At 72.8% G+C, this 16,606-nt stretch carries 2 protein-coding genes and 1 pseudogene; all 3 read left to right on the top strand.

Annotation, left to right across the window (positions count from 1 at the left end; translation table 11 throughout):
- Positions 1 to 17 precede the first annotated feature (17 nt).
- Positions 18 to 3,746, top strand: a complete 3,729-nt coding sequence (locus ACFVH0_RS39750) for an SDR family NAD(P)-dependent oxidoreductase (protein WP_385828307.1) — start codon at positions 18 to 20, stop codon at positions 3,744 to 3,746.
- Between the two features lie 48 nt (positions 3,747 to 3,794).
- Positions 3,795 to 14,642: pseudogene (locus ACFVH0_RS39745) on the top strand (SDR family NAD(P)-dependent oxidoreductase); the annotation flags it as partial.
- A 63-nt stretch (positions 14,643 to 14,705) separates the two neighbouring features.
- Positions 14,706 to 16,606: type I polyketide synthase (locus ACFVH0_RS39740; protein WP_385828306.1), on the top strand; the 1,901-nt coding region annotated here is incomplete at its 3' end.

The raw sequence follows: 16,606 nt of genomic DNA, 5'->3' as shown, positions 1-16,606 counted from the left end.
TGAAGATGGTCCTCGCCATGCGCAACGGCGTCCTCCCCCAGACCCTCCACATCGACACCCCCACCACCCACGTCGACTGGACCGACGGAGACATCAAGCTCCTCACGGAGCACACGCCGTGGCCCGAGACCGGCGCCCCGCACCGCGCGGGTGTCTCCTCCTTCGGCCTCAGCGGCACCAACGCCCACGTGATCATCGAGCAGGCCCCCGAGACTCCGGAAGCGAAGCAGCAGCCGAAGCCCGTCCCGTCTCGGGTGGCGGTTCCGTGGGTCCTGTCGGGCAGGACCGAGACCGCTCTGCGCGCCCAGGCCGGGAAACTCCTCACCCTCCTGCGCAACCACACCACCGACACCACCCCGGCCGACATCGGCTACTCACTCGCCCTCACCCGAACCCACTTCGACCACCGGGCAGCCATCGTCGCCACCGACAACAACGACTTCCTCACCGCCCTCGAAGCACTCACCCACGGCCGCCCGACCGCCAACACCACCACCGCCGAAACCCGGACCACACCCCGCCCCGTATTCATCTTCCCCGGCCAGGGCGCCCAATGGACCGGCATGGCAGCAGAACTCCTCAACACCTCACCCGCATTCACGACACGCATGACCCAATGCGCAGCAGCACTCGAACCACACACCGACTGGTCACTGCTCGACGTCCTCCGCGGCACGCAAGGCGCACCCGGCCTCGACCGGGTGGACGTCGTCCAGCCCGCGCTCTGGGCCGTGATGGTGTCCCTGGCCGAGGTGTGGCGCTCCTACGGTGTCGAGCCGGCGGCCGTGATCGGCCACTCCCAGGGCGAGATCGCCGCTGCGGCGGTCGCGGGCATTCTGTCGCTGGACGACGCGGCGAAGGTAGTGGCCCTGCGCAGCCGGGCGATCATCGCGCTCGCCGGGCGTGGTGGCATGGTGTCGGTCGCCCAGCCCGCAGCGTGGGTGCGGGAGAAGATCGCGGCCTGGGACGGCCGGATCTCCATCGCCGCCGTCAACGGCCCTTCGTCCGTGGTGGTTTCGGGTGACCCGGAGGCTCTGGACGAGCTGGTCACCGACTGCCTGGCCAACGAGATCCGCGCCCGCAAGATCGACGTCGACTACGCCTCGCACTCCGCCCACGTCGAGGAGATCGAGACGGAGCTGTCGAAGCTGCTCGCGGGCATCACCCCGCAGACCGGCGATGTGGCTCTCTACTCCTCCCTCACCGGCAAGCTCCTCGACGGCACACAGATGGGTGCCGACTACTGGTACAACAACCTCCGCGAGACCGTCGAGTTCGAACAGGCCACCCGCACCGCCCTCACCGACGGGCACTCGGTCTTCATCGAGGTCAGCCCCCACCCCGTCCTCTCCCTCGGCCTCCAGGGCACCATCGAGAACACCGGCACCGACGCCGCGACCCTCGGCACCCTGCGCCGCGACGAAGGCGGACTCGACCGCTTCCTGACCTCCCTCACCGAAGCCCACTGCCACGGCACCACCATCGACTGGACAACCGTCTTCACCAACACCGGCGCCACCCGCACCACCCTCCCCACCTACGCCTTCCAACGCACCCACTACTGGCCCGAGCTGTCCGCCGAATCGGCTGCGGCAGGTACGGCCGCCATCGACGCCCGTTTCTGGGAGGCGGTCGAGCACGAGGATCTGGACGCGCTGTCGCAGGCGCTCGGTGGTGCCGACGCCGAGCCGTTGCGGGCTGCCCTTCCGACCCTGTTCAGCTGGCGGCGGCAGCAGCGCGAGCGGTCCGCGCTGGACAACTGGACCTACCGCACCACCTGGAAGCCGGCCGAGTCCGCGAGCAACGGCACTCCACTGCTGCCGGGGCGCTGGCTGCTGGCCGTGCCGGAGAGCTTCTCCGTCGATGACAAGCTCGTCGACGCCCTCGCCTCCGCGCTGGCCGAACACGGTGCCGACGTCAGCCGGGTCGCGGTGGCCGAGCGGTCGGCGCTCGCCGCCACCCTCGCCGGTCTGGACCCCGAGGGGATCGACGGAGTCGTCTCGCTGTTGGCGCTCGCCGAGACCGCCGCGGCCACGGAGCCGCTCGGCCTGCTGGGTACGGTCGTGCTCCTCCAGGCCCTGGGCGACGCAGGTGTTCAGGCACCGCTGTGGTGCCTGACCCGGGGCGCCGTCTCGGTCGGTGCGGCCGATCGCCTCGTCAGCCCGGCGCAGGCGGCCGTCTGGGGCCTGGGCCGGGTCGCCGGACTCGAACTGCCGCAGCGCTGGGGTGGTCTCGTCGACCTCCCGGCGGAGCTCGACGACCGGGTCACCACCCGCCTGTGCGGGATCCTGGCCGCGGGCGACAAGGCGGAGGACCAGCTCGCACTGCGCGAGCAGGGCGTGTTCGTACGACGCCTGGTCCGTACCCGCCTCGACAGCGCCACCGGCGAGGCCGGATCCCGGCTCACCGGGACGGTGCTGGTCACCGGCGGCACCGGCGCCCTCGGCGGGCATGTCGCCCGCAGGCTGGCCCGTAACGGCGCCGAACACCTCGTACTGACCGGCCGTCGCGGGCCCGACGCCCCCGGTGCGACCGAACTGCACGACGAACTCACCGAGTTGGGTGCGCGCGTGACCATCGCGGCCTGCGACGTGGCCGACCGGGACGCCCTGCGTGACCTGTTCGACGGCCTCGACGCCGCCGGTACGCCCGTGACGGCAGTGCTGCACACCGCCGATGCCGCAGCCGACGGCCTCATCGACGGCCTGACCCCGGACGGGGTCGCGGAGGCGCTGCGGGCGAAGGTGACCGGCGCCGTTCACCTGCACGAACTCACCGAGGACCGTGACCTGGACGCGTTCGTGCTGTTCTCCGCGTTCGCCGGCACCGTCGGTGGCATCGGACAGGGCAGTTACGCCGCGGCCAACGCCCAGCTCGACGCCCTGGCGGTCCACCGCCGGGCGCTGGGGCTGGCGGGCACCTCGATCGCGTGGGGCCCCTGGGCCGAGGGCGGCACCGCGTACGACGACCCCGGCTTCGCCGACCGCATGCGCGGCCGCGGCCTGCCCGTGCTGCCGACCGAGGCGGCGCTGACCGCGCTCGACCGGGTCATGGCAGGCACCGGGGCCCGCGACACGGGGACCGTGCTCGTCGCCGACGTGGACTGGAACTCCTTCCTGACCGCATTCCTCGCCGCCCGCCCGGCGGCCTGGCTGGGGGACATCCCGGAGGTACGGAAGTACGCCACGGAGTCCGCCGCCGGAGAGGCGGAGGGCGGTTCCGCCGCCTTCACCGCCTCGCTCTCCGGGCTGTCGGACGCGGAGGCGGCACGGAAGCTGCTGGAACTGGTACGGGCCGAGGCGGCCGTGGCGCTGGGCTACGAAACCGCGGAGCCGATCGGCGCCAAGAGGCCGTTCCGGGACCTCGGATTCGAGTCGCTCACCGCCGTCAACCTGCGGAACCAGCTGAGCGCGAGGACGGGTCTAAGGCTCCCCGTCACCCTGGTGTTCGACCACCCGACGCCCACCGTGCTGGCGGAATTCCTGCGCGGCGAGCTGGGGGGCGCGCAGGAGACGCCGGAGACGGCGGTGCTGTCGGAGCTGGACCGGCTGGAGTCGGGCCTGTCCGTCCTCGACGGCGACGAGGGAGCCCGTCAGCGGGTCACCTCGCGGCTGCGGGCCCTGGTGGCCCGGCTGGACGGGGCGCAGGCACCCGTCGAGGGGGGCGACAGCGTGGTGGACCAGCTGGATGCGGCGAGTGCCGAAGAAGTACTGGCCTTTATCGACAACGAGTTCGGAGAGGTCTGAAAAGCGTGTTCGTCGAGTGTGCGGAATTCTTGGAGGGGTTGGCGGGCCATGGCGGATGACAAGAAGGTCCTGGATTACCTGAAGCGGATGACCGCCGATCTCCACCAGACCCGGCAGCGCGTGCGCGAGCTGGAAGCGGGTGAGCACGAGCCGGTCGCCATCGTTTCGATGAGCTGCCGGTTCCCCGGAGGAGTGGGATCGCCGGAGGATCTGTGGCAGCTGGTGTCCGAGGGGAAGGACGCGATATCCGCGTTCCCCGAGGACCGGGGCTGGGACCTGGAGAAGTTGTACGACGCGGACCCCGACAAGCGCGGTTCCTCGTACGCGAGTTCGGGCGGCTTCCTCGGTGGGGTCGGCGACTTCGACCCGGCGCTGTTCGACATCAGTCCGCGTGAGGCGCTGGCGATGGACCCGCAGCAGCGGCTCCTGCTGGAGAGCACCTGGGAGCTGTTCGAGCGCGCGGGCATGGCCCCGTCCTCGATGCGCGGCCGGCAGGTCGGGGTGTTCGCCGGTGCGTCCGGCGAGGACTACTCCACGATGCTCCAGTTCACCGAGGGGATCGAGGGCTACTACCTCACCGGCACCTCCGGCAGCGTGGTCTCCGGCCGTATCGCCTACACCTTCGGACTGGAGGGCCCCGCGGTCTCGGTCGACACCGCCTGCTCCTCCGCGCTCGTCTCCATCCACCTGGCCGCCCAGTCGCTGCGCCAGCGCGAGTGCACCCTCGCCGTCGCCGGTGGTGTGACGGTCATGTCCGCGCCCGGCATGTTCATCGAGTTCAGCCGCCAGCGCGGCCTCGCCTCCGACGGCCGCTGCAAGGCCTTCGCCGAGTCCGCCGACGGCACCGGCTGGTCCGAGGGCGTCGGCCTGGTCCTGCTGGAGCGGCTGTCCGACGCCCGCCGCAACGGCCACGAGGTCCTCGCCGTCATCCGCGGCTCCGCCGTCAACCAGGACGGCGCGTCCAACGGACTGACCGCCCCCAACGGCCCCTCCCAGCAGCGGGTCATCCGCCAGGCCCTCGCCAGCGCCGGGCTCTCCGCCGGACAGGTCGACGCCGTCGAGGCGCACGGCACCGGCACCCGCCTCGGCGACCCGATCGAGGCCCAGGCGCTGATCAACACCTACGGCCAGGACCGTGCCGAGGACAAGCCGCTGTGGCTCGGCTCGCTGAAGTCCAACCTCGGCCACACCCAGGCCGCCGCAGGTGTCGCCGGCATCATCAAGATGGTCATGGCCCTGCGCCACGGGGTCCTGCCGCGGACGCTGCACGTCGACGAGCCCTCCTCGCACGTCGACTGGACCGCGGGCAACGTGGAACTGCTCACCGAGGCCCGGGAGTGGCCCGGCACGGACGAGCCGCGCCGCTTCGGCGTCTCCTCGTTCGGTATCAGCGGCACCAACGCGCACACCATCATCGAGGAGGCGCCCGCCCCCGAGCCGGCCCCCGCCGCCGAGGAGGCGCCCGCCGCCACCGCGCCCACCGGCATCGCCTGGCTGCTCTCCGGCCGCACCGAGTCGGCCGTGGCCGACCAGGCCGCCCGGCTCATCGACCGGCTCGACACCGACCCCGCCGCCGGGGCACTGGACGTCGGCTGGTCCACCTCCGTCACCCGCTCCGCCCTCGACCACCGCGTCGCCGTCCTCGGCAAGGACCGCGAGGAACTCCTCGCCGGCCTGCGCTCCGTCGCCGAAGGCGCCACCGCCCCCGGCGTACTCACCGGCACCGCCCTGGAGAACGGCTCACTGGCCTTCCTGTTCTCCGGCCAGGGCTCGCAACGCGCCGCCATGGGCCGCGAGCTGTACGCATCCCAGCCGGTGTTCGCCGCCGCCTTCGACGCCGTCCGCGCCGAACTCGACAAGCACCTCGACGAGCCGGTCAAGGACGTCGTCTTCGGCGGCTCCGAGCTGCTGGACCAGACCGTGTACACCCAGGCCGGGCTGTTCGCGGTCGAGGTCGCCCTGTTCAGGCTGCTGGAGCACTGGGGCGTGACCCCCGACTACCTTCTCGGCCACTCCATCGGTGAACTGGCCGCCGCGCACGTCGCGGGCGTCTGGTCGCTGGAGGACGCCGCCACGCTGGTGGCCGCCCGCGGCCGTCTGATGCAGGCCCTCCCGGCCGGCGGCGCCATGGTCGCCGTCCAGGCCACCGAGGCCGACATCCTGCCGTTCCTCACCGAACGGGTCTCCCTCGCCGCCGTCAACGGACCCGACTCCGTCGTCGTCTCCGGCGACGAGGACGCCGTACTGGCCGTCGCGGCCCGCTTCGGGAAGACCAAGCGCCTCCGCGTCAGCCACGCCTTCCACTCCGCGCACATGGACGGCATGCTCGACGACTTCGCCAAGGTCGCCGGAACCCTCACCTTCGACGAACCGCGGCTGCCGATCGTCTCCAACCTCACCGGCGACGTCATCCCCGCCGACGAGCTGCGCACCCCGGAGCACTGGGTCCGCCACGTCCGCGAGGCCGTCCGCTTCGCCGACGGGCTGCGCACCCTCGACGGCCTCGGCGTCACCACCTACCTCGAACTCGGCGCCGGAGGCACCCTCTCCGCCCTCGGCAACGACACCGTCGAGGCCGCCACCGCCGCCTTCGTACCGGCCCTGCGCAAGGACCGCCCGGAGACCGACGCGCTGACCGGTGCCGTCGCCGAACTCCACGTCCGCGGTGCCCACGTCGACTGGGCGGCCTTCTACGCCGGCAGCGGCGCCCGCGCCATCACCCTGCCCACGTACGCCTTCCAGCACGAGCGCTACTGGCCCAAGCTGCCCACCGGCTGGACCGGTGACATCTCCGCCATCGGCCAGCGCTCCGCCGGCCACCCACTGCTCGGCGCCGCCGTCAGCCTCGCCGACGGCGACGGCATGCTCTTCACCGGCTGCCTGTCCCCGCAGACCCACCCGTGGCTCGCCGACCACGTCGTCCTCGGTACGACGCTGCTGCCCGGCACCGCGTTCGTCGAGCTCGCCATCGCCGCCGGTGACGAGGTCGGCTGCGGCCAGGTCCGCGAACTCAACCTGGAAGCCCCCCTCGTCCTGCCCGAGCAGGGCGGCGTGGCCCTCCAGGTCTCCGTCGGCCCCGCCGACGCCCAGGGCCTGCGCACCGTCACCATGCACTCCCGCCCGGCCACCGCCGACGGCGACGAGCCGTGGACCCGCCACGCCGGCGGCACCCTCGCCCCGGCCGGGCCCGCCGAACCGGCCGACGGCGACCTCACCGCCTGGCCCCCGCCCGGCGCCACCGCCCTGCCGCTCGACGGCTTCTACGAGAACCTCTCCGCACAGAGCTACGACTACGGGCACGCCTTCCAGGGCCTGCACGCCGCCTGGCGTCGCGGTGCGGAACTCTTCGCCGAGGTCCGCCTCCCCGAGGACATCGCCGCCGAGGCCCGCTCCTTCGGCCTGCACCCGGCCCTGCTCGACATGGCCATGCACCTCAACGCCCTCAACGACCTCGACGGCGGTATGGGCGAGGGCCGCGGCCGACTGCCGTTCTCCTGGAACGGCGTCACCCTGCACGCCGCCGGCGCCTCCTCGGTACGCGTCCGGCTCGTCCGCACCGAGGGCAGCGACGGCGTCACCGTCCGGCTCGCCGACGAGACCGGCGCACCCGTCGCCACCGTCGGGGAACTCATGTTCCGGCCCGTCTCGGCCGAACAGCTCGGCAACGGCCTGGGCGGCCACGGCGAATCCCTGTTCCGCGTCGACTGGACCGGGGTGCCCGCCACCACCGCCCACGACGCCGACGACTGGGTGCTGCTCGGCGACAACACCCTCAAGCTCCCCGCCGGAGCCCGGTTCGACAGCCTCGACGCCCTCGGCGCGGCCGTCGACGAGGGAATGCCGCTGCCCGGCACCATCGTCGCGCCGCTGCACACCCGCCCCGGCACCCCGCTCACCACCGGCGCGCACGCCGCCGCCCACCGCGCACTGGAACTCGCCCGGGCACTCCTGGCCGACCAGCGGTTCGAACAGTCCCGGCTGGTCCTCGTGACCCGCGGGGCCATCGCCGCCACTGCCGACGAGGACCTCGACGACCTCGCCCAGTCCGCCGCCTGGGGCCTGATCCGCTCCGCGCAGAACGAGAACCCGGGACGCTTCGTACTCGTCGACCTCGACGGAACCCAGCCGTCGCGCCGGGCACTGCCCCAGGCCCTCGCCGCCGGAGAACCCCAACTCGCCATCCGCGAGGGTGAGCTGTACGCGCCCCGCCTCGCCCGCGCCCCCCGCACCGACGACACCGACCCCCGCGGCCCGCTGCTCGACCCCGAAGGCACCGTCCTGATCACCGGCGCCACCGGTGCCATCGGCACCCTCCTCGCCGAGCACCTCGTACGCGCCCACGACGCCCGCCACCTGCTGCTGCTCAGCCGCCGGGGTGCCGACGCGCCGGGCGCCGCCGAGCTGACCGCCCGCCTCGAAGAGCTGGGCGCCCACGTCACCTTCGCCGCCTGCGACGCCGGGGACCGCGACAGCCTGGAGCGGGCCCTCGGCACCGTCCCGGCCGAACACCCGCTCACGTCCGTCCTGCACGCCGCCGGCCTCTCCGACGACGGCATCCTCACCGCACTGACGCCCGAGCGCATCGACGGCGTCCTCACCCCCAAGGCCGACGCCGCCGTCCACCTGCACGAACTCACCCAGGACCTGAACCTCACGTCCTTCGTGCTGTTCTCCTCCCTCGCCGCCACCTTCGGCGGCCCCGGACAGGGCAACTACGCCGCCGCCAACCTCTTCCTCGACCAGCTCGCCCAGTGGCGCCGGCAGCGCGGACTGCCCGCCGTCTCCCTCGCCTGGGGCCTGTGGGCCGAGCGCAGCGGACTCGCCGCCAACCTCGACGAGTCCCACCTCCAGCGCATCAACAGCTCCGGCGTCACCGCCATCGCCTCCGAGGACGGCCTCGCCCTCTTCGACGCGGCGACCGCCCGCCCCGAAGCGATGGTCATCCCCGCACACATCAACCTGCCGTCGCGGGCCGACACCCCCGAAGCGGTGCCGCCGATCCTGCGCGGCCTGATCAGGGCAGCCGCCCGCCCGGCCGCCGCCACCGCCGGGACCACCGTGGTCTCCTCGCTCGTCCGGCAGCTCGCCGAACTGCCCGAGCCGGACCGCACGGCCTTCGTCCTGGACGTCGTACGCGACGCGGCGGCAGCCGTGCTCGGCTACCGCTCCGGAAACGAGATCCAGGCCCAGCGCGCCTTCAGCGACCTCGGCTTCGACTCGCTCACCGCCGTCGAGATGCGCAACCGGCTCAGCCTCGCCACCGAACTGCGGCTGCCCGCCACCCTCGTCTTCGACTACCCGACCCCCGCCGTCCTCGCCGACCACCTGTGCGCCGAACTGCTCGGCAGCCCCGCCGCCGTCGCCGAATTCGCCGCCGCCACCGCCGGGGACGACGACCCGATCGCCATCATCGGCATGAGCTGCCGCCTGCCCGGCGACGTCCGCTCGCCCGAGGATCTGTGGCAGCTGGTCCGCGACGGTGTCGACGCCATGGGCCCCGTACCGTCCGACCGGGGCTGGAAGATCAACGGTCTGCCCGGCGCCGAGACCGGCCCCGACGGCGGCCCCTTCGAACTGCGCGGCGGCTTCGTCGCCGACCCCGCGGGCTTCGACCCGGCCTTCTTCGGTATCTCGCCGCGCGAGGCCACCACCATGGACCCGCAGCAGCGGCTCCTCCTGGAAACCTCCTGGGAGGCCTTCGAACGGGCCGGAATCGACCCGGCCACAGTCAAGGGCACCAGCGTCGGCGTCTTCGCCGGCTCCAGCGGCCAGGACTACTCCGCACTGCTCAACGCCTCCGAAGGCAACGAGGGCTACCTCCTCACCGGTACCACCGCCAGCGTCGTCTCCGGCCGCGTCTCGTACGCCTTCGGCTTCGAAGGCCCCGCCGTCACCGTCGACACCGCCTGCTCGTCCTCCCTGGTCGCCCTGCACCTCGCCACCCAGGCACTGCGCCAGGGCGAATGCACCATGGCCCTCGCCGGCGGCGTGATGGTGATGGCCACCCCGGCCGCCTTCGCCGGACTCAGCGGACAGGGCGGCTTCGCCTCCGACGGCCGGTGCAAGGCCTTCGCCGAGTCCGCCGACGGCACCGGCTGGTCCGAGGGCGTCGGCGTCCTCCTCGTCGAACGGCTCTCCGACGCCCGCCGCAACGGCCACCAGGTCCTTGCGGTCGTACGAGGCTCCGCCATCAACCAGGACGGCGCCTCCAACGGCATCACCGCCCCCAACGGCCCCTCCCAGCAGCGCGTCATCCGCCAGGCCCTCGCCAACGCCCGCCTGACCACCACCGACGTCGACGCCGTCGAGGCCCACGGCACCGGCACCAAGCTGGGCGACCCGATCGAGGCCCAGGCCCTGCTCGCCACCTACGGCCAGGACCGCGCCGAAGGCCGCGCGCTGCGCCTCGGCTCCGTCAAGTCGAACATCGGCCACACCCAGGCCGCCGCCGGAGTCTCCGGAATCATCAAGATGGTCATGGCGATCCGGAACGGGATCCTGCCCAAGAGCCTCCACATCGACGAGCCGTCCACGCACGTCGACTGGACCGCCGGCGCCGTCGAACTCCTCACCACGGAGCAGGACTGGCCGGAGACCGGGCAGCCGCGCCGAGGCGCCGTCTCCTCCTTCGGCGTCTCGGGCACCAACGCCCACATCATCCTGGAGCAGGCACCCGAGACCGAGCCGACGGACGACACCCCCGCCCTCCCCGAAGGCCCGCTGCTCAACACACCCGCCCTCCCGTTCGTCCTCTCCGCGAAGAGCGAACAGGCCCTCCAGGCCCAGGCGGAAAGCCTGCTCCGGCACCTCACCGACCACCCCGAGCCCGCTCTCACGGACATCGCCTGGTCACTGGCCGCCACCCGCGCCCACTTCGACCACCGAGCCGCCCTGGTGACGCGCGACCGCGCCGAACTGCTGCGCGGCCTGGAATCCTTCGCGGCCGGCCTGGCCGCGCCGGGCACGACCTCCGCACAGACCCGGCCGTCCCCCCGCCCCGTGTTCGTCTTCCCGGGGCAGGGTGCGCAGTGGTTCGGGATGGCGGTGGGGTTGCTGGAGTCCTCGCCGGTGTTCGCGGCGCGGATGGCGGAGTGTGCGGCGGCGCTGGAGCCGTACACCGACTGGTCGTTGCTCGATGTCGTACGCGGCACGGAGGGCGCGCCCGGCCTGGACCGGGTGGATGTGGTGCAGCCGGTGCTGTGGGCCGTGATGGTTTCGCTGGCGGAGGTGTGGCGTTCGTACGGTGTCGAGCCGGCGGCCGTGATCGGTCACTCGCAGGGTGAGATCGCTGCTGCGGCGGTCGCGGGCATTCTGTCGCTGGGTGATGCGGCGAAGGTGGTGGCGCTGCGCAGCCGGGCGATCATCGCGCTCGCGGGTCGTGGTGGCATGGTGTCGGTCGCCCAGTCGGCGTCCTGGGTGCGGGAGAAGATCGCGGCCTGGGACGGCCGGATCTCCATCGCCGCCGTCAACGGGCCTTCGTCCGTGGTGGTTTCGGGCGTTCCGGAGGCTCTGGACGAGCTGGTCACGGACTGCCTGGCGAACGACATCCGCGCCCGGAAGATCGACGTGGACTACGCCTCGCACTCCGCGTATGTGGAGGAGATCGAGGCCGAGCTGGCGAAGCTGCTCGCGGGCATCGCTCCGCAGACCGGCGATGTGGCTCTCTACTCGTCCCTCACGGGCGGTCCGCTCGACGGTACGGAGATGGGCTCGGGGTACTGGTACAACAATCTCCGCGAGACCGTGGAGTTCGAGCAGGCCACCCGCACCGCCCTCACCGACGGGCACACCGTGTTCATCGAGGTCAGCCCCCACCCCGTTCTCACGATCGGTCTCCAGGGCACCATCGAGGCCGCCGGCAGCGATGCGGCGGCTCTCGGCACCCTGCGCCGTGACGAGGACGAGGCGCAGCGGCTGCTGACGTCGCTCGGTGAGGCGCACTGCCACGGAGTCGACATCGACTGGACGGCCGTCTTCGGCACCGGCGCCACCCGCGTCGCCCTCCCCACCTACGCCTTCCAGCACGAGCGGTACTGGTTGCCCATGCCGGGCGACGGCGCCGGAGACCTCGCCTCCGTCGGCCTCGGCGTCACCGAGCACCCCATGCTCGGCGCCGCGGTGCCGCTCGCCGACTCCGACGGATACGTGTTCACCGGCCGCTTCTCCACCGGGAGCCACCCGTGGATGGCCGAGCACGTCGTGATGGGCACGGTCATCGTGCCGGGCACCGGCTTCGTCGAGATGGCCACCCACGCCGCCCACCGGACCGGATGCGACACCGTCGAGGAACTCACCATCGAGGCACCGCTGGTGCTGCCCGAGGGCGGCGCCCGCCAGCTCCAGGTGACCGTCGGCGCCCCGGACGAGACCGGCCGCCGCAGCCTCACCGTCCACTCCCGGCCCGCCGAGGCGGCCGCCGACACCGGATTCGAGACGCCCTGGCTCCGGCACGCCACCGGCGTCCTGGCCACCACCGAGGCCGCCGCCGTACCCGCGTACGACTTCGCGGCCTGGCCGCCCGCCGGTGCCACCGAACTGCCCATGGAGGGCTTCTACGAGCAGGCGCTGCTCACCGGCTTCGACTACGGCCCGATGTTCCGGGGCATCGTCCGCGCCTGGCAGCTCGGCGAGGACATCTACGCCGACCTCGCCCTCCCGCAGGACGGCCGCGCCGAGGCCGCCGACTACGGACTGCACCCCGGCCTTCTCGACGCCGCCCTGCAGTCCATGGGCGTCGGCGACTTCAAGCCCGGCACCGGCCAGGGCGAGGACGCGGGCAAGCCCCGGCTGCCCTTCGCCTGGCGCGGGGTGACCGTGCACGCCACCGGCGCCTCGGTCCTGCGTGCCCGGCTGCTGCCCGTCGGCGCCAACGGCATCGGCTTCCAGATCGCCGACGCCACCGGCGCACCGGTCATCACCATCGGCGAGCTGGCCATGCGGCCCGTCGAGCCCGAGCAGCTCAAGGCCGCCAACCAGGACAGCGGCAACGACGCCCTGTTCACCCTGGACTGGACGCCGGTACCGGCCACCGCACCGGCCCCGGCCGGCACCTGGGCCTTCCTCGGAGCCGACCAGGCGCCGTTCACCGTCGCGGGCAGCCGCCCCGGCGAGTACACGGATCTGGCCGCGCTCATCACCGCCGTCGACGCCGGTACCCCGGTGCCGGACTTCGTGGTCGCCGACCTCCGCGGCACCGCCGCCGCCTCGCTCGTCGAAGCGGCGCACGCCACCGGACTCGGCGCCCTCGAACTGCTCCGGCAGTGGATCGGCGACGAGCGCTTCGCGGACACCCGGCTCGTCCTCGCCACCACCGGGGCCCTGGCCGCCGTGCCCGGCGAGGACGTCACCGACCTGGCCGCCGCCCCCGTGTGGGGTCTGGTCAGGTCCGCCCAGTCCGAGCACCCGGACCGCTTCACCCTCGTCGACACCGACGGCGGCGACGCCTCCTGGACCGCGCTGCCCGACGCCCTGTCCCTCCCCGAGACCCAGTTCGCCCTGCGTGACGGCAACGTGCTCGCGCCGCGCCTGGACCGGGCCCCGGCCCCCGACGAGGACGCCGCCCTCACTCCCGACCCCGAGGGCACCGTCCTGATCACCGGCGGCAACGGAGTCCTCGGCGGCCACATCGCCCGCCACCTGGCGGCCGAGAAGGGCGTACGACGGCTCCTGCTGCTCAGCCGGCGGGGCGGCGACGCCCCGGGAGCGGCCGAACTCGTCGCGGAACTGGCCGACCTGGGCGCCGAGGCGACGATCGTGGCCTGCGACGCCGCAGACCGCGACGCGCTCGCCCACGTACTCGACTCGATCCCCGGCGCACACCCGCTGACCGCCGTCGTCCACACCGCGGGCACCCTCGACGACGGTGTCATCACCTCCCTCACCCCCGAGCGGCTGGCCGCCGTACAACGGCCCAAGATCGACGCGGCCGTCCACCTCCACGAGCTCACCGAGGACCGGAACCTCGCCGCGTTCGTGCTCTTCTCCTCCGCCGCCGGAACCCTCGGCAGCTCCGGACAGGGCAACTACGCGGCGGGCAACGCCTTCCTCGACGCGCTCGCCCAGCACCGCCGCGCCCGGGGCCTGCCCGCCACCGCCCTCGCCTGGGGCTTCTGGGCCCAGGCGAGCAGCATGACCGGGCACCTCGGCGACGCCGACGTCCGCCGCATGAGCGGCGCCGGTGTCACCGGCCTCAGCAACGAGCAGGGCCTCGACCTCTTCGACCGGGCCACCGCACAGGCCGAAGCACTGGTCCTGCCCATCCGGCTGGACTTCGCGGCCCTGCGGGCCCGCGCCGCCTCCGGCGGTCTCCCGCCGATGATGCGCAAGCTCGTCCGCGCCCAGGTCAAGCGGGCCGGCGACGCGGGCGGCGCCCCGGTCGTCCCGCTCGCGCAGCGACTGGCGGGCCTCTCCGAGGAGGAGCGCGACCGGGTCGTACTCGACCTGATCCGCACCCACGCCGCCGCGGTGCTCGGCCACGCCACACCGGACGCCATCGACCCGCAGGGAGCGTTCAAGAAGCTCGGCTTCGACTCCCTCATCGCCATCGACCTGCGCAACCGGCTCAACACCGTGACGGGGCTGCGGCTGCCCGCCACGCTCGTCTTCGACTACCCGACCCCCGTGGAACTCGCCGCCTACGTGCGCGGCGAGGTGATCCCCGACACCGCGGGCAACGCCGCCACCCCCGTCCTCGTCGAGGTCGACCGGCTCGCGGCACTCCTGGCGGGCATCGGGGACGCGGACGCCCGCACCCAGATCACCGACCGGCTCAAGGGCCTGCTCGCACAGTGGGCCCCCGCGCACACCGCCACGAGCGAGGACACCGCGGGCGGTCTCGACGAGGCCAGCGACGACGAGATCTTCGACCTCCTCGGCCGCGAGTTCGGCATCTCATGACCAGGGCCGGCCGACACCACCGGACCTCACCGACCCAGATCCGCTTCGAGGAGCGACCCCACCATGACTGACGAATCGAAGACCGACGAGCAGAAGCTTCGCTACTTCCTCAAGCGGGTTACGGCGGACCTCCAGGAGACCCGCGGCAAGCTCCAGGCCGCCGAGGCCAAGGAGCACGAGCCCATCGCCATCACGGCCATGAGCTGCCGATTCCCCGGCAACGTGCGTTCCCCCGAGGACCTGTGGCAGGTCGTCCACTCCGGCACCGACGCCCTGTCCGCCTTTCCCGAGGACCGCGGCTGGGACTTCGAGGGCCTCTTCTTCAAGGACCCCAACGAGCCCGACCAGTCGTATTCGCTCGAAGGCGGATTCGTCTACGACGTACCCAAGTTCGACGCCGAGTTCTTCGGGATCTCGCCCCGCGAGGCCCTCGCGATGGACCCGCAGCAGCGCATCGTCCTGGAGACCGCCTGGGAGGTCGTCGAGCGGGCCGGAATCGACATGGCCTCACTCCGCTCCACCAAGACCGGTGTGTTCATCGGAACCAGCTTCCAGGGCTACGGCGCCTCCATCGAGAACCCGCCGGAGGGCACCGAGCTCTACCTCGGCATCGGCACCACCATCAGCGTCGCCTCGGGCCGTGTCGCGTACACCTTCGGCCTCAACGGCCCGGCCGTCACCGTCGACACCGCCTGCTCCTCGTCGCTGGTCGCCCTGCACATGGCCGCCCAGTCGCTGCGGAAGAACGAGTGCTCCATGGCCCTCGTCGGCGGTGTGACGATCATGGCCAACGCCGGGGCGTTCACCGAGTTCAGCCGCCAGCGCGGACTGTCCACCAGCGGCCGCTGCAAGGCGTTCTCCGCCGAGGCCGACGGCACCGGCTGGGGCGAGGGCATCGGCATGTTCCTCGTCGAGCGGCTCTCCGACGCCCAGGCCGCCGGCCGCCAGGTACTGGCCGTCATCCGGGGCTCCGGCATCAACCAGGACGGCGCCTCCAACGGCCTCACCGCCCCCAACGGCCCCGCCCAGGCCCGCGTCATCCGCGCGGCCCTCGACGACGCGGGCCTCTCGCCCGCACAGATCGACCTCGTCGAGGCACACGGCACCGGCACCACCCTGGGCGACCCGATCGAGGCGCAGGCGCTGCTCGCCGCGTACGGCAGGAGCCGCCCCGAGGGCCGTCCCCTGATGCTCGGCTCGGTGAAGTCGAACATCGGCCACACCCAGGCCGCCGCGGGCGCCGCCGGGCTGATCAAGACCGTCATGGCGATGCGCCACGGAGTGCTGCCGCCCACGCTCCACATCGACACGCCCTCGGAGCACGTCGACTGGAACGCGGGTGAGCTCGCCCTCGTCTCCGAGCCCACCCCGTGGCCCGAGACCGGTGCCCCGCGCCGCGCCGGCGTCTCCTCGTTCGGCGTCAGCGGCACCAACTCCCACGTCATCATCGAGCAGGCCCCGCCGGCCCCCGAGCAGACGGCCGACCCGGTCCGGACCCCGCCCACCCGCCTCCCGGCCGTGCCCTGGATCCTGTCCGCCAAGTCCCGGGCGGCGCTGCGCGCCCAGGCGGTGAACCTGCTGGCGCAGATCCGCGAGGACTCGGAGACGTCCCCCACGGACATCGGCTACTCCCTCGCGCTGACCCGCTCCCGCTTCGAGCACCGGGCCGCGATCGTCGCCGGCACACGGGAGGAGTTCGTCACCGCACTGGAGACCGTCGCCGCGGGCGAGACCGGATCCGACGTGGCCACCGGCTCCGCCGCACGCGCCACAAAGCCGGTGTTCGTGTTCCCGGGTCAGGGTGCGCAGTGGGCAGGCATGGCGGTGGGGTTGCTGGAGTCCTCGCCGGTGTTCGCGGCGCGGATGGCGGAGTGTGCGGCGGCGCTTGAGCCGTACGTGGCCTGGTCGTTGCTGGATGTGGTGCGGGGCGTGGAAGGTGCGCCCGGCTTCGACCGGGTGGATGT

Source organism: Streptomyces sp. NPDC127117, assembly GCF_042677325.1.
GTDB lineage: Bacteria > Actinomycetota > Actinomycetes > Streptomycetales > Streptomycetaceae > Streptomyces.
This window is presented reverse-complemented; position numbering and strand designations above follow the sequence as displayed.